The sequence below is a fragment of the Streptomyces sp. RLA123 genome (genome assembly GCF_056270165.1).
In genome coordinates this window covers 6,226,319-6,245,810 of record NZ_JBWDOR010000003.1, presented here as the reverse complement: position 1 = coordinate 6,245,810, position 19,492 = coordinate 6,226,319, and the positions used below count along the sequence as shown (strand labels likewise).

At 72.8% G+C, this 19,492-nt stretch carries 16 protein-coding genes and 2 pseudogenes; 7 read left to right on the top strand and 11 right to left on the bottom strand.

Annotation, left to right across the window (positions count from 1 at the left end; translation table 11 throughout):
* Positions 1–21: 21 nt before the first annotated feature.
* Complete coding sequence (locus tag RV983_RS28490) at positions 22–729, bottom strand: FadR/GntR family transcriptional regulator (RefSeq protein WP_475988575.1); 708 nt, start codon at positions 727–729, stop codon at positions 22–24.
* 111 nt (positions 730–840) lie between these two features.
* On the opposite strand from RV983_RS28490, the gene RV983_RS28485 reads away from it, so the two are divergent.
* The 3 genes and pseudogenes from RV983_RS28485 (at position 841) to RV983_RS28475 (ending at position 2,816) form a co-directional block, all read left to right on the top strand.
* Positions 841–1,362 carry a gluconokinase gene (locus RV983_RS28485; RefSeq protein ID WP_475988574.1) on the top strand — a complete coding sequence of 174 codons (522 nt, stop codon included), beginning with the start codon at positions 841–843 and terminating at the stop codon, positions 1,360–1,362.
* Positions 1,363–1,411: 49 nt separating this feature from the next.
* A pseudogene (locus RV983_RS28480) lies at positions 1,412–1,808 on the top strand (GntT/GntP/DsdX family permease); the annotation flags it as partial.
* An 84-nt stretch (positions 1,809–1,892) separates the two neighbouring features.
* The gene (locus tag RV983_RS28475) at positions 1,893–2,816 is read left to right on the top strand and encodes an MBL fold metallo-hydrolase (RefSeq protein ID WP_475988573.1); all 924 of its coding nucleotides are present in this window, start codon (positions 1,893–1,895) and stop codon (positions 2,814–2,816) included.
* A gap of 9 nt (positions 2,817–2,825) precedes the next feature.
* Here the strand turns inward: RV983_RS28475 and RV983_RS28470 are convergent, their stop codons facing one another.
* From RV983_RS28470 to RV983_RS28460, 3 genes and pseudogenes are all read right to left on the bottom strand, one after another.
* Positions 2,826–4,124, bottom strand: a complete 1,299-nt coding sequence (locus RV983_RS28470; protein WP_475988572.1) for a glucarate dehydratase family protein — start codon at positions 4,122–4,124, stop codon at positions 2,826–2,828.
* A gap of 80 nt (positions 4,125–4,204) precedes the next feature.
* Positions 4,205–4,423: pseudogene (locus RV983_RS28465) on the bottom strand (ADP-ribosylglycohydrolase family protein); the annotation flags it as partial.
* Positions 4,424–4,435: 12 nt separating this feature from the next.
* Positions 4,436–4,576 carry a hypothetical protein gene (locus RV983_RS28460; RefSeq protein WP_475988571.1) on the bottom strand — a complete coding sequence of 47 codons (141 nt, stop codon included), beginning with the start codon at positions 4,574–4,576 and terminating at the stop codon, positions 4,436–4,438.
* Positions 4,577–4,672: 96 nt separating this feature from the next.
* Between RV983_RS28460 and RV983_RS28455 the strand changes: the two genes are divergently transcribed.
* Positions 4,673–5,698, top strand: coding sequence for a phosphotransferase family protein (locus RV983_RS28455; protein ID WP_475990486.1), 1,026 nt, complete (start codon positions 4,673–4,675; stop codon positions 5,696–5,698).
* Between the two features lie 2 nt (positions 5,699–5,700).
* Entirely contained in the window at positions 5,701–6,927 is a 1,227-nt protein-coding gene (locus RV983_RS28450) for an acyl-CoA dehydrogenase family protein (RefSeq protein WP_475988570.1), read from the top strand.
* 207 nt (positions 6,928–7,134) lie between these two features.
* On the opposite strand, the gene RV983_RS28445 is transcribed toward RV983_RS28450, so the two are convergent.
* The 6 genes from RV983_RS28445 to RV983_RS28420 form a co-directional block, all read right to left on the bottom strand.
* Positions 7,135–8,385 carry a glycosyltransferase 87 family protein gene (locus RV983_RS28445; protein WP_475988569.1) on the bottom strand — a complete coding sequence of 417 codons (1,251 nt, stop codon included), beginning with the start codon at positions 8,383–8,385 and terminating at the stop codon, positions 7,135–7,137.
* Positions 8,386–8,464: 79 nt separating this feature from the next.
* Complete coding sequence (locus RV983_RS28440; RefSeq protein ID WP_475988568.1) at positions 8,465–9,451, bottom strand: NADPH:quinone oxidoreductase family protein; 987 nt, start codon at positions 9,449–9,451, stop codon at positions 8,465–8,467.
* A 22-nt stretch (positions 9,452–9,473) separates the two neighbouring features.
* Entirely contained in the window at positions 9,474–10,079 is a 606-nt protein-coding gene (locus RV983_RS28435) for a TetR/AcrR family transcriptional regulator (protein ID WP_475988567.1), read from the bottom strand.
* 53 nt (positions 10,080–10,132) lie between these two features.
* A complete protein-coding gene (locus RV983_RS28430) occupies positions 10,133–11,797 on the bottom strand; it encodes an AMP-binding protein (RefSeq protein WP_475988566.1) in 1,665 nt (554 codons plus the stop codon).
* The gene (locus RV983_RS28425) at positions 11,794–12,561 is read right to left on the bottom strand and encodes an SDR family oxidoreductase (protein WP_475988565.1); all 768 of its coding nucleotides are present in this window, start codon (positions 12,559–12,561) and stop codon (positions 11,794–11,796) included. Before RV983_RS28425 ends, RV983_RS28430 begins: the two co-directional genes overlap by 4 nt.
* Before the next feature lie 156 nt (positions 12,562–12,717).
* Entirely contained in the window at positions 12,718–15,471 is a 2,754-nt protein-coding gene (locus RV983_RS28420; protein ID WP_475988564.1) for a penicillin acylase family protein, read from the bottom strand.
* Positions 15,472–15,659: 188 nt separating this feature from the next.
* Between RV983_RS28420 and RV983_RS28415 the strand changes: the two genes are divergently transcribed.
* Positions 15,660–16,259, top strand: a complete 600-nt coding sequence (locus RV983_RS28415; protein ID WP_475988563.1) for a hypothetical protein — start codon at positions 15,660–15,662, stop codon at positions 16,257–16,259.
* 1,302 nt (positions 16,260–17,561) lie between these two features.
* Complete coding sequence (locus RV983_RS28410; RefSeq protein WP_475988562.1) at positions 17,562–19,007, top strand: amidase; 1,446 nt, start codon at positions 17,562–17,564, stop codon at positions 19,005–19,007.
* On the opposite strand, the gene soxR is transcribed toward RV983_RS28410, so the two are convergent.
* Positions 18,940–19,485 (bottom strand): redox-sensitive transcriptional activator SoxR, encoded by a 546-nt coding sequence (soxR, locus tag RV983_RS28405; RefSeq protein WP_475988561.1) that lies wholly within the window; start codon positions 19,483–19,485, stop codon positions 18,940–18,942. The two genes, RV983_RS28410 and soxR, sit on opposite strands and share 68 nt — an antisense overlap.
* Positions 19,486–19,492 lie beyond the last annotated feature (7 nt).

The window sequence follows — 19,492 nt, the reverse complement described above, 5'->3', positions numbered from 1 at the left end:
GGCCCCGGCGGCCGGGCGGTGTCAGGGCGCCAGGATGTCCAGTTCACGCATGGCGCCGACGCAGATCTCCCGCATCAGCCGCTCGGCGGCTGCGGCGTCCCGGGAGCGGACGGCCTCGGCGACCCGGACGTGGAGGGTGACCGCCTCCGGGTCGGGGGCGCTGAACATCAGGTGGTGCTCGGTGCGGCCGGCCAGGACCTCGGCGACCACGTCGCCGAGCCGGGCGAACATCTCGTTGCCCGAGGCCCGGAGCATCACGCGGTGGAACGCGATGTCGTGCACGAGGTACTCGTCCAGGTCCGCCGCCCGGCCGGCCGCCGCCATCTCGGCGGCGAGGACGGTGAGTTCGCGGCACTGGGCCGGGGTGGCGGCCACCGCCGCGAGCCCTGCGGCGACCGGCTCGACGGCGGCGCGCAGCATGGTCAGCGAGCGCAGCTGTCGGGGCCGGTCGGCGCCGGCCAGCCGCCAGCGGATGACGGCGGGGTCGAAGACGTTCCACTCCTCCGTGCGGCGCACCGTGATGCCGACCCGGCGCCGGGTCTCGACCAGGTGCATGGCCTCCAGCACACGGACGGCCTCGCGGACGACGGTGCGGGAGACGCCGAAGTCGCGCTCGAGCTCGTCGATGCGCAGCACCGTGCCGGGCGGGTGGACGCCGGAGGCGATGGCGGGGCCGAGTTCCGCCAGGACCCGGGCGTGCAGGCCGCCGTTCTCTCCCTGCCGATCCATGGCGACAGCCTATGCGGGATGATTCGTATGACGATTCAGTTTCGCCCTCTTGAATAAGTAGTACCTATGGCGTTTCCTGAGGGCCATCACCCGGACGAGGAGGTACCAGCGATGACGGACAACGGCCCGGACGGCCCACGTCTCCCCCTGGTGGTGGTCATGGGGGTCTCCGGATCGGGCAAGTCCACCGTCGGCGGACTGCTCGCCGAGCGGCTCGGCGTCCCCTACGCCGAGGCCGACGACTTCCATCCGCCGGCCAACATCGCCAAGATGTCCGCGGGGCAGCCGCTGAACGACGAGGACCGCGCACCCTGGCTGGACGCGATCGCGGCCTGGATCGCCGGGCGCGGTGAAGCCGGCGGCGTGGTCAGCTGCTCCGCGCTGCGCCGCCGCTACCGCGACCGGCTGCGCAAGGACGGTCCCGGCCTCTTCTTCCTCCACCTCGACGGCTCCGAGGAGCTGATCGCGTCCCGCCTCGCCGCGCGGATGCAGCACTTCATGCCGGCCGGGCTGCTGCACTCGCAGTTCGAGGCGCTGGAACCGCTCGGCCCGGACGAGACCGGAGCGGTCGTGGTGATCGACGGCGGCCCCCAGCAGATCACCGACCGGGCCCTGGCGGCACTCCCCCGCTGAGCCCTTCCCCCACCGCACCCCCCACCCCGCACTCCACATCCCCCCACCGGCGGGCGGCGGCTTCGAGCCGACCCTCATCGATGCCGACGCCGCAACATGATCCTCGACCGGTCGGACGGCCGGCACATCTCGCCGCTGCTGCCGGCCTGGCTGATCGCCGTCCTGATCCGGGTGGCCACCGGCTCCGCCACGGTGGCGACGAGCTTCGCCGCGGGCCTGGTCGCACCGCTCGCCGAGGGCACGACCGCCACCCACGCGGCGCTGCCGGTACTGGCCGTCGGCGCCGGGTCGCTGTTCTTCTCGCACGTCAACGACGCCGGGTTCTGGCTGGTCAAGGAGTACCTCGGGATGAGCGTCCGAAGACCCTCAAGTCCTGGTCGGCGATGGAGACCGTCGTCCCGGTGGTCGCGATCGTCTTCGTCCTGCTGCCGTCGCTGATCCTGTAGCCCTCCGGCAAAGCGGGGCCGCCTCGTCTGACCTGCGCCCTTCCCTGTTAGGTTCCTTGCGGTCCACCAGGGAAGGGCACAGCCATGTCGTCACCGTCGTCCACCGATGCTCCGTACACCTCCCGGCTCGCGCCGGGCGTGCACGCCTACGTCCAGCCGGACGGCGGCTGGTGCCTGAACAACGCCGGATTCGTCAGCGACGGCCGCACGACCCTGCTGGTGGACACCGCCGCGACCGAGCGGCGCGCCCTGCTGCTGCGCGACGCGCTGACCGCCGCGGGGGTGCCGCAGCCCGCGTACGTGGTCAACACCCACCACCACGGCGACCACACGAACGGGAACAGCGTCTTCACCCCGGGCGCCCGGATCGTCGGCCACACGGCGTGCGTCAAGGAGCAGCTGGCCGCCGGGCACCAACTGCACGCCATCTGGCCGGACGTGGACTACGGCGAGGTGCCCGTCACGCCCGCCACCGTCACCTACGAGGAGCAGCTGACCCTGCACGTCGGCGACGAGGAGGTGCGGCTGCTGCACCCCGGGGTCGCCCACACGCTCGGCGACACGGTCGTGTGGCTGCCCGGCCCGCGCGTGGTCTTCACCGGCGACCTGGTGTTCAACGGCGGCGCGCCCTTCGTCCCGATGGGCTCGCTGGCGGGTTCGCTGCGCGGGCTCGACCTGCTGCGGTCGCTGGACGCCGAGGTCGTCGTACCGGGCCACGGGCAGGTCTGCGACCCGTCGGTGTACGACACGACGGAGGGCTACCTGCGCTTCGTCACGGAGCTCGCGGCGGACGGCCACAAGGCGGGACGGAGCCCGCTGGAGGTCGCCCGGGCCGCCGATCCCGGCGAGTTCGCGACGCTGCGCGAGCCGGAGCGGCTGGTCGCCAATCTGCACCGCGCGTACGCGGAGCTGGACGGGCTGCCGCACGGCTCGCCGCTGGACCTGGTGCGGATCATCACCGACATGGCGGCGCTGAACGGCGGCCGGGTCCCGGAGTGCCTGGCCTGAGGCCCGCGGTCACCAGCGCGGCACGGAGGGGGTGACCCAGCCCGGCTCGGCCCGGCGCATGGCCTTGGCGTCGTCGCGGTCGCGCAGGCCGCCGTCGTCGTCGAGCCAGCGGCGGTGCAGGGTCTCCAGGGCCGTCCGGTCCAGCTCCACGCCGAGGCCGGGGGCGTCGGACACCGCCAGGCGGCCGCCGCGGAACTCGTGGCGGCGGGTGATGACGTCCTCGGTCTGCCACGGGTAGTGCGAGTCGCAGGCGTGGTGCAGATTGGGCACCGTGGCGGCGACATGGGTCATCGCGGCGAGGCTGATGCCGAGGTGGGTGTTGGAGTGCATGGACACCCCCACCCCGAACGTGCGGCAGATCGCGGCGAGTTCACGGGTGCTGCGCAACCCGCCCCAGTAGTGGTGGTCGGAGAGCACGACCTGGACGGCCTCCTGGGCGAAGGCCTCGGAGATCTCCTCGAACGTGGTGACGCACATGTTGGTGGCCAGCGGCAGGTCGGTGCCGGCGGCGACCTCGGCCATGCGGGTGGTGGAGGAGGTGGGGTCCTCCAGGTACTCCAGGACCTCGCCGAGCTCGTCGGCGACGCGCAGCGAGGTCTCCACGGACCAGGCGCCGTTGGGGTCCAGGCGCAGCGGCATGCCGGGGAAGGCCGCGGCCAGCGCACGGACGGCGGCGATCTCCTCGTCGGGCGGGAAGACGCCGCCCTTGAGCTTGAACGAGGTGAAGCCGTACTCGCGGACGAAGCGCCGGGCCTGCGCCACGACGCCGTCCGGGTCGAGCGCCGCGTCCCAGTCGTCCTTGAGGCCCTGCCCGTCCGGGTGCTCCGCCCAGCGGTAGAAGAGATAGGCGCTGTAGTCCACGGTGTCGCGCACCTTGCCGCCGAGCAGGGCGTGCACGGGGAGCCCGAGCGCCTTGCCGAGCGCGTCCAGGCAGGCCACCTCGAAGCCGGAGACCACCGACAGCAGCACCTTGCCGGCGGTCTGCACGCCGCGCAGCCCGCCGGCGTCCACGGCGTCGGAGGTCTCCTGGGGCGGCGCGCACACCAGATTGGCGAGCGGTACCAGGTTGTTCAGGTCGCTGACCTCGCATCCGGGCAACGCGTCGGCGAGCTGCCGGGCCGGCTCCAGGTACCGGGCGTCGCCGTAGGTCTCGCCGACACCCGTGATCCCGCTCTCGGTGGTCACTTCAATGATCAACCGTGGAGTGAACGGCTGGTGAACGCCTTGAGTATTGAGAAGTGGGGGGTCGGAGATCAGGACGGGGGTGAGTCGTACGTCCGTAATCGTCAGGTCCCTGCGGTGTGTCATCAACGCCCACCCTCGTCGTTCACATACATGTTTGAAGTGCGTCTACCAGAATCGGACCCTAGGTCCCCTCCCCAAACTCGTCAAGAACGCACAGGTCCGGACATGGATCGCGGCCCGGCCGCACCGGGCGGCGGGGACACCCAGCCGGGCAGCGGTTCGGCCGCGGCGTGCCACGCGGGCGGCAGAGCCGCCACGCCGGTGCGGGCGGTGATGACCCCTCCCGCCATCGCGCAGGTGGAGTCCGTGTCGCCCTGCCCGGCCACGGCGCTCCACAGCCCGCCCGCCAGGTCGTCCGGGTGCGTGGCGGCGCATCACAGGGCGAACGGCACGGTGTCCGGGGCGGACACTCCGTAGCCAGAGCCCAGCACATCGGCGGCGTGCCGGACGGAGGTGCCCTCCGGGAAGCGGCACGCGACACGCAGGCCGCTGCGGACGTCGCCGGGCGCGGGCACCTCGGTGCGCGCCCGCCGGTTCAGGCGGTGGGCTGGACGACATACCGACTGGTCGGCATGATGTCGGGGACAGGGTTGGCAGTGGCGAGGAGCATGATGAGCGGTACGGAGAACCCACCGGGGCTCGACCTGGACCGGCTGCGGCGGTACCTGGACGCGCAGCGGCCCGGCCTGCTGCGCGGCGCGCTCGACGGCGAGCTCATCGAGGGCGGGCGGTCCAACCTGACGTACGCCGTCAGCGACGGCACCGCGCGCTGGGTGGTCCGGCGGCCGCCGCTGGGCCACGTCCTGGCGACCGCGCACGACATGGGCCGCGAGCACCGCGTGATCAGCGCCCTGCGCGACACCCCCGTGCCCGTCCCCGGCACCGTGATCCTCTGCGAGGACCGGGAGGTCGTGGGGGCGCCCTTCTACGTCATGGACTTCGTGGAGGGCACGCCCTACCGCACCGAGAGGCAGCTCACCGAACTCGGCCCCGAGCGCACGCGCGCCATCGTGCTCGCCCTGGTGGACACGCTCGTCGCGCTGCACGCCGTCGATCCCGCCGCTGCCGGGCTCGGGGACTTCGGCCGTCCCGACGGATTCCTGGAGCGCCAGCTGCGCCGCTGGGGCAAGCAGCTCGACGCCTCGCGCAGCCGCGACCTGCCGCGCATCGACGAACTCGCGGCCGCCCTGGGCGCGCGGCTGCCCGCCTCCGGCCCGGCGGCGGTCGTGCACGGCGACTACCGGCTCGACAACGTGCTGGTCGGCCCCGACGACACCGTCAGGGCCGTCCTCGACTGGGAGATGTCCACTCTCGGCGACCCGCTCACCGACCTCGGCCTGCTGCTGATGTACGGCGAGCTGCGCCCGACCCCCGGCACGCCGGTGTCGGTCACCGGCGGCGCCCCGGGCCACCCCTCCGCCGCGGAGCTGCTCGAGCGCTACGCCGCCGGATCGGGACGCGACGTGTCGTCGGTGGCCTGGTACACGGCCTTCGCGTACTTCAAGCTCGCCGTGATCCTGGAGGGCATCCACTACCGCTACACCCTCGGCCAGACCGTCGGCGCCGGCTTCGACCGGATCGGCGCCATCGTCCCGGCCTTCATCGACAACGGCCTGCGCACACTTCAGGAAGGCTGACCATGGATTTCGCGTACGACGCCAGGACCGAGGAACTGCGCGGGCGGCTGCTCGCCTTCATGGACGAGCACGTGTACCCCGCCGAGCCGGTCTTCCACCGGCAGCGCGAGGAGGCCGAGGGCGACGCGGTCTGGTCGGCCCCGCCGGTCGTCGAGGGACTCAAGGCGAAGGCGCGGGAGCTGGGCCTGTGGAACCTCTTCCTGCCCGGTGAGCGCGGCGCGGGCCTGACCAACCTTCAGTACGCGCCGCTGGCCGAGATCACCGGCCGCAGCCCGCACCTGGCGCCGCCCGCCCTCAACTGCGCCGCCCCGGACACCGGGAACATGGAGGTGCTGAACGAGTTCGGCACCGAGGAGCAGCGCAAGACCTGGCTGGAGCCGCTGCTCGCGGGGGAGATCCGCTCGGCCTTCGCGATGACCGAGCCGGACGTGGCCTCCTCCGACGCGGCGAACATCGAGACCCGGATCGCGCGCGACGGCGGCGACTACGTCGTCAACGGCCGCAAGTGGTACATCTCCGGTGCGATGAACCCGCGGTGCGCGATCTTCATCGTCATGGGCAAGACGGATCCCACCGCCGACCGGCACCGCCGGCAGAGCATGATCCTCGTGCCGCGCGACACCCCCGGCCTCGAAGTGCGGCGCGGCATGCGGGTGTTCGGATACGACGACGGGGACCACGGCGGCCACGCCGAGGTGGTCTTCCACGACGTCCGGGTGCCGGCGGAGAACCTGGTGGGCGAGGAGGGCGGTGGCTTCGCCATCGCCCAGGCCCGGCTGGGGCCCGGCCGCATCCACCACTGCATGCGGCTGATCGGCATGGCCGAGCGCGCGGTGGAACTGATGTGCCGGCGTGCCACCGGGCGCGTCGCGTTCGGCAAGCCGCTGGCCGCGCAGGGCGTCGTCCAGGAGTGGATCGCCGAGGCGCGGGTCGAGATCGAGCAACTGCGGCTGCTGGTGCTGAAGACCGCGTGGCTGATGGACACCGTGGGCAACCGCGGGGCGCACACCGAGATCCAGTCCATCAAGATCGCCACCCCGGCGAAGGTGGGCCTGATCCTCGACCGCGCCATCCAGGTGCACGGCGCGGGCGGCGTCAGCCAGGACTTCCCGCTCGCCGAGCTGTACGCGGCGGCCCGCACACTGCGCCTGGCCGACGGGCCCGACGAGGTCCACAAGCGGTCGCTCGCCCGCCGCGAGCTGAAGCGCTACGCCGTCCAGGAGGGCTGAGCGGCACACCGACGGCGAGGCGCCCCCGGGTCGTGTGCCCGGGGGCGCCTTCGTGTGCGGGGGCGCTGCGCCGCCGGTGCGCGGGCGGTCAGCGCGGGCCGCGACGGTGTTCCCACGGACGGGCCGCAGGGGCCCGGCACCGCGGACCGAGGAGACCGGCAAGACGGCCCTGGTGACCGGTGGTTCGCGCGCGGCGATCGGGCCCGGCTACGCGGCCCGGCTGCCCGCGCCGACCGTCTCGGCGTCCGGGATCCGGCGGACCTCCCCGGTGCCGGGGCCGGCGCGGCGGGTGGCCCGGAGCAGGCGGGTCGCCGAGACCACGGCGGCGGCCACCAGCAGCAGGTTGCGCGCGGTCAGCACCCCCACGGCCAGGACGGATCCGTCGAGCAGGTCGCGGAAGAGCAGCGGGAAGTCCAAGGTCGTCAGCACGGTCGCGGCGACCAGGAGGACGGCGACGGGCCGCTGCGAGGTCCCGCGGTGGAGCAGGCAGACGGAGGCCAGCCCGATCAGCCAGATCAGGTACTGCGGGCTCAGGACGCGGCTGGTGACGACGAAGAGCAGCACCGCCGTCAGCGCCGCGTCCGGCAGCACCCAGGGCGCCCGGCGGTCGGCCCGCCGCCACCACCACAGCAGCCAGCAGAAGGCGAGGACCGAGCAGGCCTCGCTGAACCAGACCGCCTCACGGATCCAGGGGCCGACGAACTCCATCGAGCCGTCGCGCGGCATCCACCGTCCCGACCAGCCGAAGTGCCGGGCGACGTGGAACGGCAGCGCCGCCGTCGCCTCGACCTCGATGCCGCGTTCGCGTTGCGCGGCCAGGAAGTCGAAGGCCCCGGGCATGGCGACGGCGAAGCCGAGGGCGACGGCAGCGGCGGTCGCCCCCGCCGTGAGGAGCGCGGTACGGGCCCGCGGACCGGCCCGCAGCCCGCTGAGCAGGAGCAGGGGCCACGCCTTGATCATGGCGCCGAGCCCGACGAGCATCCCGAAGGCGAGGTCGGCCCAGCGGCGCCTGGTACCCGCGGCTGTCAGGGCGCCCATGGCCGTCGCGGTCACGAAGACGTCGAAGCGGCTCCAGGGCAGGGTGATCAGCAGCGGCAGGCCGCCGATCCACATCCACGCGGCGGCCGTGCCCGGCCCCTTGCGGAGCAGCACGGCCGTCACGACGGCGTCGCACAGCGCGCAGCACACGATGAACGCGTGACCGTAGTCCAGCAGCGGCACCAGGCTCGGGGCGAGCAGCGGGAGCGCGGCGCCGGGCGGGTACTGCCAGGTGACGTCGGCGACGGGGAAGACGCCGGTGCGCAGCACCGCGTACCAGCCCGTGTAGACCTCCGAGACCGACGGATCGAGGGCTCCGAGGCCGCGGAACGGGCCGAGGCGCAGCGACGCCCCCACGAGCAGCAGCCGGGTCACCGCCCAGGCCGTCCACTGCCCGCGAGCGTCAAGGCACCACCGCATTGTTCGTTTCTCCCCTGTTCGGCGGTCCGGCCTCTGGAGAAGAGACGATCGAAGCGACGCAGAGGTTGCCCGGAGGTGGTCAGTTGTTGACGACCACCAGTCGTCCCGTCGTCACGCCGTCCGCGACGCGCTGCACGGCGTCCGCGGCGCCGGCGAGCGGGACCCGCTCGCTCACCAGGGGCTTGATCGCGCCCTCGGCGGCCAGCCGGGTCAGCTCCTCGTGGCAGCGCCGGACGGCGGCCGGGTCGTGGGTGTTGTACAGGCCCCAGTGGAGGCCGAGAACGGCGTAGTTCTTCACCAGGGCGTGGTTGAGCCCGGGGCTGGGGATGGTGCCGCTGGTGAACCCGACGACGACGATGCGGCCCTCGAAGGCGATGCACTTGGTGGAGCGGGTGTAGGCGTCGCCGCCGACCGGGTCGTACACCACGTCGGCCCCGCGTCCGCCGGTGGCCTCCTTGACGACGGCCACGAAGTCCTCGCTGTGCCGGTCGACGACGACGTCGGCGCCGAGTTCCCGGGCGGCCTTGGCCTTCTCCGGGCCGCCGACGACACCGATGACCGTGGCGCCCGCCGCCTTGCCGAGCTGTACGGCCGCGCTGCCCACGCCGCCCGCGGCGGCGTGCACGAGCAGGGTCTCGCCGGACCGGAGCGCGGCGCGCCGGTGCAGGCCGAACCAGCCGGTCTGGTAGCCGATGTGGAGGGCTGCGGCCTCCGCGTCGTCCAGCGCCTCCGGCGCGGGGAGCACGCCGGAGGCCGGGACGACGGCCCGCTCGGCGAAGGCGCCGCCGGGCAGCGCCGCGGGGGTGATGACACGGTCGCCGGCGCGGTGTCCCTCGACGCCCTCGCCGACGGCGGCTATCTCGCCGCAGAACTCGACGCCGGGAGTGAACGGCAGCGGCGGGCGGATCTGGTAATGGCCGCGGCACAGCAGCGCGTCGGGGAAGTTGACGGCCGCCGCGCGCACCGTGAGCAGCAGCTCGCCGGGACCGGGCTGCGGGTCGGGTACGTCCTCGAGGCGCATCGCCTCGCGCGGCTCCCCGTTCTCGTGCACTCGCCATGCCTTCATGCGGTCGGCTCCCGGCTCCTGTTCAGGGCTGCCGCACGGAGTGCAGCAGCATGTCGGCGAAATCGGCGGCGACCTGGCCGGCGGACAGCGGACCGTCCTCGCGGTACCAGGTGCCGAGGTGGTGCACCGCGCCGAAGAAGAAGTCGACGACGAGGTCGGGCCGGGCCTCCGCCCGGAACACTCCCTCGCGCTGTCCCTCCTCCACCAGGGCGCGGAACTTCTCGTGGTAGCGGCGGCGGTCGGCTCGTACCGCCTTCTGCTTCTCCGGGCTCAGCTGGTGGATGGACCGGAAGAAGATCTTGGTGTCGTCGAGGTTCTGGATGCTGGTGACGACGACGTCGGCGGCGGCCTCGACCAGGCGCCGCTGCACGGGCTCGTCCGTGTCGGCGATCGACTCCAGGCGTTCCATCTGCAGCCGCAGCACCCGGCCGTAGATCTCGTGCAGGAGGTCGTCCTTGCTGCCGAAGTAGTGGTAGAGCGCGCCCTTGGTCACCCCGGCGGCCTCGACGATCTCCTGCACGGACGTCCGGTCGTATCCGCGCTCGGCGAAGAGCCGGGTCGCCTCGGCGAGCAGCCGCTGCGGGACCGCGGTGGCGGCCGCCTTGGGTGGTGTCGTACTCCGTGCCATGGCCTGCCTTCTCTCCGTACCGGTGCGCGGGACAGCGTACCGAGCGGTATGTGTCAGTCCGCGCGTGCCCGCAACTCCCGGCGCAGGATCTTGCCCGTTGCGGTCTTGGGCAGCTCGGGCAGGACCTCGACGACGCGGGGGTACTTGTACGCCGCCAGCCGGTCCTTGCAGTGGGCGATCAACTCCTCGGGCGACGCGGCGGCGTCCGGGCGCAGGCTGACGTAGGCCTTCACGGACTCGCCGCGGTAGGCGTCGGGGACGCCGACGACGGCCGCCTCGCGCACCGCGGGGTGCGTGTAGAGGACGTCCTCGACCTCGCGCGGCCACACCTTGAAGCCGGAGGCGTTGATCATGTCCTTCTTGCGGTCGACGACGTAGACCCAGCCGTCCTCGTCCATGAAGCCGATGTCGCCGGTGCGCAGTTCGCCGCCGGGCAGGGCCGCGGCCGACGCCGCGGGGAGCCGCCAGTAGCCGGGGACGACCATCGGGCCGCGCACCGCGATCTCCCCGTGCTCGCCGAACGGCACGTCCGCGCCCTGCTCGTCGACGATCCGCACGACGGTGTCCGGGCCGGGGACGCCCACCGAGAGCGTGCCGGAGACCGGGTCGACCGGGGCCTCCAGGCCGGGCGGGGTGCTGGTGGCCGGGGCGGTGCACTCGGTGAGGCCGTAGCCGTTGCGCAGGTAGTGGCCGAAGCGCGCCCGGAAGGCCTCCACCAGGGCCGGCGGCAGCGGCGCGCCGCCGGAGTACAGCAGCTGGAAGGAGGCGAAGTCCTCGGGCGCGGCATCCGGGTGGGCCATCAGCGCCATGTAGGCGGTGGACGGCCCGACCATGTAGGCGGGGCGGTGCTCGCGGAGCGCGTCGAGGACGACGCCCGCCTCGAAGCGGTAGGCGAGGGCGAGCGTGGCGCCCGCGGCGATGCCGGCGGCGAGCTGGCAGACCATGCCGGTGATGTGGAACAGCGGTGCCAGCGCGAAGATCGTCGCACCGTCGGGCAGCACGCTGTGGGCGCGCTGGCGGTCGGCGTTGAAGCTGATGTTGCCGTGGGTGTTCATGGCGCCCTTGGGCACGCCGCTGGTGCCCGAGGTGTAGCTGATGAGCGCGATGTCCTCGCCGGTGAGTCCCGGATCGGGCAGGGCGGGGCCGATCGTGCCGGCGTGCGCGGCGGCGAGCAGGTCCTCGGCGTCCTCGGCCTCCTTCGCGACGGTCCGCTGCCCCGGCAGGACGCGGTGGTCGTCGCGGGTCTGCAGATCGAACTCGCTGGTGGTCAGCGGGATGCGGACCGGGGAGTCCGCGGCCGTCCTGCGGATGTACGCGTCCCAGGCGCGCTCGGAGCACACCAGCGCGTCCACCTCGGCGTCCCGCAGGATGTGGCCGAGCTCGTACTCCTTGTACATCGGGTTGACGGGCACGACGCTGCCGCCGGCCTTCCAGGCGGCGAGCAGGGCGACGGCGAACTGCGGGACGTTCTGCAGGACGATCGCGAGCCGGTCGCCACGCGCGAAGCCGCGACCCACGAGGTGGCGGGCGAGGCCGTCGGAGAGCTCGTCGAGCTCGCGGTAGGCGATCCGGGCGTCGAAGTACGCGAGCGCGGTGCGGTCCGGCACGCGGTCCACGGTGGCGCGGAAGGCGTGCAGCAGGGTCGGCGGCGGGTCGGGGAGGACGCGCAGCTCCTCCCGGAAGTGCTTGAGCCAGGGCTTGCTCTCGTACGAGGTCATGCCGCTCCCCCCTCCTCCAGCTTCCGCTGCACCCGGTTCATGGCGTCGATCCAGTGGTCGGTGTCGCCGGCCCGGGCTGCGTAGTACCCAGCGGCCTCGGGGTGCGGCAGGATCATGAATCGCTCGTCGGCGATGCCCTGGAGCACGGCTTCCACGACGTCCTCCGGCTCGATGGCGCCGGGAGCGAGGACGAGTTCGCCCGCGTGGCCGGCCGCGCGCAGCATGTCGGTGCGCACGCCCTGCGGGCACACGGCGTGGACGCGGATGCCGCGGTGGCGGTAGGTGACGGCCAGCCATTCGGCGAAGGCGAGGGCGCCGTGCTTGGTGACGGAGTAGGGGGCGTCGCCCACCATGGTGAGCAGTCCGGCGGCGGACACGGTGGCGACGAAGCGGCCCTCGCCGCGCTCCAGCCACTCGGGGAGCAGTTCGCGCGCCGCCCGGACGTGCGCCATGACGTTGACGTCCCACACCCGCTGCCAGACCTCGTCGTCGGCCTCGACGCCGGCCATGGAGCCGATGCCGGCGTTGGCGCAGAAGAGGTCGATGCGGCCACCCAGCGCCTCGCGGGCCGGGCCGACCACGTCGGAGGCGTCGCCCGGCACGCAGATGCCGCCGATCTCCTCGGCGACGGCCTCGGCGGCGGCCTTGTTCACATCGTTGACGACGACACGGGCGCCTTCCGAGGCGAACCTGCGGGCGAGGGCCGCGCCGATTCCGCCTCCCGCACCGGTGACGACCACCCGGGCATCGCGCAGCGCTTCCATCGCGTCTCCTTCGACTCGTACGGCTCCCTTGGCATACTAAGCGGTCGGTCACATAGAGGGAAGGTCACACGGGCCGGAGTGCCACGCGGCACGGAGCGGGCCGGGGCCCGGCCGTGACGGCCGGGCCCCGGATCGCGTGCGGGTGGTCGCGACGCTTCAGCGGTGCGACGCGAACTCCACGACCTGCTGGTAGGTCGGGCGGTTCTGCCAGCTGATCTTGCCGTGCTTGATGCCGCCGAGGGGCCGCTGGATCACGGTGTCGGCACACCACTGGTCGCCGGCCGAGCAGTTCTCGTCGCCCGGGTAGACCCGGGCGGCGGTCGTCGCCGCGGCCTGCTTCAAAGTGGCGATCAGGAGGTCCCGGCACGCGCTCAGCGAGCCGCCGCCGCAGTAGTTCCTGGCCAGGCCGCCCTGAACAGGCTCACCGAGGACCGCACGGATGTCCTTGTCGACATAGGACCACCAGCCGTACTGGAAGGCGCTTCCGGCGTGCGCACCGGTCGGGCCGTGCCCCGCCGAAGGGGACTCGTCGACGGTCAGGTTGCCGGTGAGCGCCGTGTACAGCCCGGTGCCGAGGCCCGGTTCGAACTCGGCTTTGACCAGCAGCGGCCACCACGCGTCCATGATGCGCACCGCGTCGGCATTGGCGTAGGTGTGCGAACCCGCCGACGTCTCCTTGCGCTTGGCGCCCGCGGTGACCCAGTCACCCAGCTTCGTGACGGCCGCGGCGGCGGCGGGGTCGGAGACGGCAGTACTGCGGATCACCTTCAGCAGGTTCGGCAGCACGTCCTCGCCGCGCAGATCGGTGAGGGAGGCGTCGGCCATCGCCCGGATGAGCTGCGACCGGGTGACGCCGCCCGCGGCGACGAGTTGCTTCACCCGGTCGTCGAGCAGGTCCCCGCGGTGCACGGAGCCGTTGCCGAAGCCGGCCGCGTCGTACCCCTTGGCCTGCCGGTTGTTCCAGGACACGTAGTAGTCCTGGTCGACGGACTGCGGGTGCTCGGCGGGCGGCGTGTAGTCGGCGGTGTTGTGCACCGGGTCGAAGCCCTGCCACTCGTACGCGGTCTCGGCGCGCACCGGGAACGTCGCGTCGACACCGGCCTGGCGGACGGGGTTGTCGCCGCTGTTGTAGTACGCCGTGTGCTGGGAGTCGGCGTAGAACCAGTTGAAGGTGTAGTTGATGTGCTGCACGGCCTCCTCGAAGGAGGCGGGACCGGTCACCGCGGACGGGTCGTTGAGCATCTGGAAGCCCACCACCGAGTCGGCCTCGTGCATGTAGGAGCTGCGCAGGCCGGTGAACGCCACCTTCTTGCCGTCGACGGTCCCGCGGTACTCCACGGTGCCGTACTTGGTCCGGTAGACCTGCATCCGGTACGAGCCCGCGGCCGTGCCGTCGGCGGTGGTCGGCGTCCAGGAGTTGCTGCGTTCCAGCTTCTCCATGGGCGTGCAGGTGCCGTGGTAGAGGTAGTGGACGTCGTCCTGGCACAGCTCGACGGCGTAGGTGTCCGTGATGTCCTGGGCGGAGGTCGTCGCGCTCCACGCGAAGTCCGGGCCGCGGCCCAGCTCCACGTACATGCTCAGCCCCGCGAAGGAGGCGCCTCGGGCGCTGATCCCGGGGCCCTGGATCTCCTGGAGCATGAGCAGCTGCGGCGCGAAGTAGCCGGTCTGCGGGCCGAAGACGGCGACCGGGTGGCCGCTCGCGGTGTGCGCGCCGCTGACGAGCAGGGCGTTGGACATCCCCCTGGTGTTGGCCGACAGGGACGTGTGTGCCGCGCTCTTGGACGCGGCGGCGGCCTTGGCGGTCGCGCCGGTGCCGGTGCGGTCGTAGACCAGCGGCTCCTCGGTCACCGAGCCGGCGTCGGGCATCGCCGTGCCGCGCGGGGTGTCGGGGCGCACGGCGTACGGGAAGCTCTCGCCGTCGTGGACGGTGAGGGCCGCCTCGGGGTCGTCGCGCTCGCGGAAGGACTCCCAGACCTTGGTGCCCTCCACGACGCCGTACTTCTCCTGGGCCGCCAGCAGCGACAGCGCGTTGCTCACCTCGCCGCCCCCGCCCGTGCCGAACAGGGCGCCGATGACGGCGGCGAGCGCCACCAGGTCGGTGGGCTTGAACTTCTCGATGGTGCCGGCGTTGGTGATCGCGTCCTTGTGGCCGGTCAGCACGTACTCGCCGGGGAAGTAGCGGCCGCTGTCGGAGGCGGCGATGTAGGCGTTGACGCCGTCGACGTACGCGGTGACGTCGGCGTACGCCTGCTGGCCGCGGGCGCCGTTGTGGGAGCCGATCCAGTCGATCTGGGTCTGCAGATCGGCCTCGGTGTAGGGGGCGGCCCGCCAGAACTGCTGCTCGAGGCCCTGGTTGGCGAGGGCGCCGCCGGCGAAGGAGGTCAACTGCCCCCGGCCGACGTGCCGGAACAGGTCCATCATCCACAGGCGGTCCTGCGCCGCCGCGTACCCGGCGCCGAACTCCGTGCCGTAGCGCGTCGTCCCGGAGATGTGCGGGACGCCGGTCTTCTTGTCGCGCGTGATCGTCACGTCGCCGCGGGGCGAGACGGTGGACGCCACCTGGCCCGAGGGGACGCCGAAGGACGCGTCGTTGAAGAAGTTTCCGATCGTGACGTTCGTCAGGCTCTGGTACCCGGTGGCCAGGTTGGCGTAGGGGCCGAGCTGGTCCTCCGCGTGGTCGGGCTGGGTGCCGAAGATCTGGTTGAGCAGGACCTGGGCGAGAGTGGCGTTGCCGTTCTCCCCCGGCGGCAGGATGTCGGAACACTGCCCCTGGCAGTAGTCATTGGGGGTGGCGGCCGCCGCGGGGGCCGCCAGGGGGAGAGGCGCGAGGAGACTCGCCCCCAGAGCGAGCACCGCAGCGGCGGCACTCGTTTTCAGTCTTGACCTGAACCTGTCAATCTGTGCGCGCATGACCGCTCCTCCCGAAGGCCGGTGTGACGCAGATTACTTCGAAGTTGACCCACGAGTAAGATGAACATGCGTCACGTTTTTGAGCACGCGAGATCGGCTGGAATTCACCGCCCCGGGGATGGATCCGGATCGCCGTCCGTTACGTCCATTCGACAGCGATGCGAACCCGATGACGGAGGTGGCATGCCATGGCCGGATTCCGAAGTCTCGCGAGACAGGTGCGCGACCCGCAGTGGTCCCCCACCCAACGCCGCACCTACCTGCGGCGATGCCTGGAGCGCTTCGCGCCGTACGGCCACCGGGCCACCTGGGACCACCTCAGCGCCCGCGCCGGGTTCGCCCCCCAGGACCGCGAACCCGACCCCGCCCGCCTGCTGTCCGCTCTCGCGGAACTGGAGGAGGCACGGACCGTCTGGCTCGCGTACGAGCGGGAGTTCGCCGCCCGCCGCAAGGCGGAGAAGTTCTCCGGCATACGGCAGCCCGGCGCCCTCGACGACTGGCACCGGCGCACCTGGGGCGGCAACGGGGTCGCCTGGTGCGACGATCCGCTCACCCACCCCTCCGACCGGCTCGCGGATGTCCTGCGCCGCATCATCACGGCGATCGACGCGGGAGCGGGGCGCGCCTGCCCCGTCTGCGCGCGGGAACGGCTCCTGTGGCGCGACCGCCTCAACCACTACCCCGGCGCGGGGCCGGTGTGCGCCCACTGCGGGATCGTGGTGCCGCTCCCCGTCCTCACGGGGGCCGCTGTCGCGGCGGCTCGGGGGTTGCTCGTTGCCGTCGGCTGAGGTGCGCTGCGCTTCGCTGCACCGGGTTTTTTTCCCCGCCCGCCCGCCCTCCCCCAACCTTCGGCCGGGGGTGCCCCCAGCCCCGTGAAGTCCGGGCACCCCGGCGCCCGTTGTTGTGGGTGCCGGGTTCGGGGCCTCCGGGGCCGGCCATTCTGGACAGCACATTTAGGTGCCTCAGGCGCCTGCTTTGATTACCCCGGGTTGTGCACCCAAATATGCTCCAGTGTCCAGAACGCCCACCCCTACGACCCCGCCCCCTCCGTTGTGTTCGCGCCTGATCCCCGGTGGGGGGTGTGGAGGCGGTCCGGGGTGGCCGCGGTTGCCTGGACGCGGCCCCGCAGTGGCGGTCGGGGCGTGCAGCCGGCCGTAAGCCCATGAGGCTGCCGTCCCCTTCCGCCGCGTGTGGCGACGCCGGACGCCCGATGGGGAGTGTTGAGCCGCTCCGGGGTGGCCGCGGTTGCCTGGACGCGGCCCCGCAGTGGCGGTCGAGGCGTGCAGCCGGCCGTAAGCCCATGAGGTTGCCATCCCCTTCCGCCGTGTGTGGCGGCGCCGGACGCCCGATGGGGAGTGTTGAGCCGCTCCGGGGTGGCCGCGGTTGCCTGGACGCGGCCCCGCAGTGGCGGTCGAGGCGTGCAGCCGGCCGTAAGCCCATGAGGCTGCCGTCCCCTTCCGCCGCGTGTGGCGACGCCGGACGCCCGATGGGGAGTGGGGAGGGCGGTCGTGGCTCGCATCATCGTCGACGCAGCGCAGTCGGGTTGCGGGAATGATCACCCAGAGGCGCTGAGCTGCGGCGTGGCGGCGGTGGTCGACCTTGCCGGCCACATGGGTCGATCCCCGACGCTGCGATGGATGCCGCGGCCCGACGCAGGTGACGGCCCCGCGGTGCGGGCTGCGGTCGTCGGCCGCGGAGTGGACGGGGTCCGGTCTGTCGAGGGGCTCCCGCGCCGTTGGCGCTGCGCCAACGGCGGCCCCAGGCACGGCGCCGCCCCCACCCCCCACCGGGGATCAGGCGCGAACACAACGGAGGGGGCGGGGTCGTAGGGGTGGGCGTTCTGGACACTGGAGCATATTTGGGTGCACAACCCCGGTGCGCAATGTGAAGGCCCTGAGGCACCTAAATGTGCTGTCCAGAATGGCCAGCCCCGGAGGCCCCGAACCCGGCACCCACCTGAACGCGCGTCGGGGCGCCCTGACTTCACGGGGCTGGGGGCACCCCCGGCCGAAGGTTGGGGGAGGGCTGGCACACGGGATCGCGCGGTGCGACGATGCAGCCACGACCGACGTGGACAGGACGGTACCGGCATGGCCGAACTGCACGATCTGACCGCACTGGAGCAAGCCGCCGCGATCAGGGCCGGCGACGTGTCCCCGGTGGAACTCACCGACCACTACCTGGCCCGCGTCGACCGCCTCAACGACACCGTCGGCGCCTACATCACCGTCACCCCCGAAATCGCCCGCAAGCAGGCCGCCGACGCCGAGTCCAAGGCGCTGGCGGCCCGTCGGGAGGACCGCCGGGAGCGACTGTCGCCGCTGCACGGCGTGCCCGTCCCCGTGAAGGACCTCAACTTCGTGGCGGGCGTGCGCTGCACGCTCGGCTCGCGGGTCTACGCCGACCACGTTCCGGACGTCGACGACCACGTGGCGGCGAGACTGCGTGCCGCGGGAACGGTCCTGCTGGGCAAGACCAACACCCCGGAGTTCGGGCTGCCCTGCTACACCGAGAACGAACTGGTCCCGCCCGCGCGCACCCCGTGGGACCTGGCGCGGTCCGCCGGGGGCTCCAGCGGTGGCGCGGCGGCCGCCGTCTCCGCGGGGCTGGCGCCGATCGCCCAGGGCAGCGACGGCGGCGGTTCCATCCGTATCCCCGCTTCCGTCTGCGGTCTGTTCGGCATCAAGCCGAGCCGCGGGCGGGTCAGCCCCGGGCCGGTGCAGCACGACGTCAGCGGGCTGAGCACGAGCGGTCCGCTCGCGCGCACGGTCGCCGACGCCGCGGCGCTGCTGGACGTGCTCGCGGGCGGGATGCCCGGCGACCCGTACGGCGCGCCGTCGCTGCCGCCGGGCGAGACGTTCGCCTCGTACGCCGCCCGGGAACCGGGGCCGCTGCGCGTGGTGGGGCTGCCGCGGCCGCCCGTGCCGGGGGTCGAACTGCACCCCGACTGCCGTGCGGCGTACGACGGCACGGCGGAGCTGCTGCGCGGGCTGGGCCACCAGGTCGACGAGGTGGAACTGCCCGTCGACGACGCGATCCGGGACGCCTTCACCCGCGTGTGGGGCGTGATGGCCACCGTCTACCCGGTCGCGCCGGAGCAGGAGGAGCTGCTGATGCCGCTCACCCGGCACCTGCGCGCCGAGGGCGCGAAGGTCTCGGGGCCGGACTTCGCGGCGTCGCTGTACGCGTTCCGCGCGCTGGGTCAGTTGATCGCTGACGCGCTGCTGTCCTCGTACGACCTGGTGCTGACCCCGACGCTGGCGCAGCCGCCGGCTCCGGTGGGCCCGGCGGGGCTGCGCCAGGACGCGGACCCTGCCGCGGAGTTCGCGGGGCTGGCGGCCTTCACGCCGTTCACGCCGATCTTCAACGCCACGGGCCAGCCGGCGGTGAACGTGCCGCTGCACTGGACCGAGGAGGGTCTGCCGATCGGGGTGATGTTCGGCGGCCGTTACGGGGACGAGGCGACGCTCATCTCGCTGTCGGCGCAGCTGGAGGCGGCCCGTCCATGGGCCGCGCGCAGGCCGGCGCTCTGGTAGCGGCTGGGGTGCGCGGCGGTTGCTGCCCGGTGAGCAGCCGTCGCGCGCCCGGCCCTTGGTCGCCGAGCACGTCGCCCGGGTTGGACAGGGCGCAGCGGTCCAGGGAGAGGCAGCCGCAGCCGATGCAGTCGTCGAGGCTGTCGCGCAGGCGGGTGAGTTGCTCGATGCGCGCGTCGAGTTCGGACCGCCAGCCCGCGGACAGCCGTGCCCAGTCGGCGCGGTCGGGGGTGCGTCCCGCGGGCAGGCCGTCCAGGGCGTCGCGGATCGCCGCGAGGGGTATGCCGACCCGCTGGGAGGCCCGGATGAAGGCGACCCGGCGCAGCGCGTCGCGGGTGTAGCGGCGCTGGTTGCCCGCGGTGCGGCTGCTGCGGATCAGGCCCTTGGCCTCGTAGAAGTGGAGTGCCGAGACCGCCGCGCCGCTGCGTGCGCTGAGCTGGCCGACGGTCAGTTCGCGTTGTCCGGTGGGAAGGGCGGTCATTCCCCGA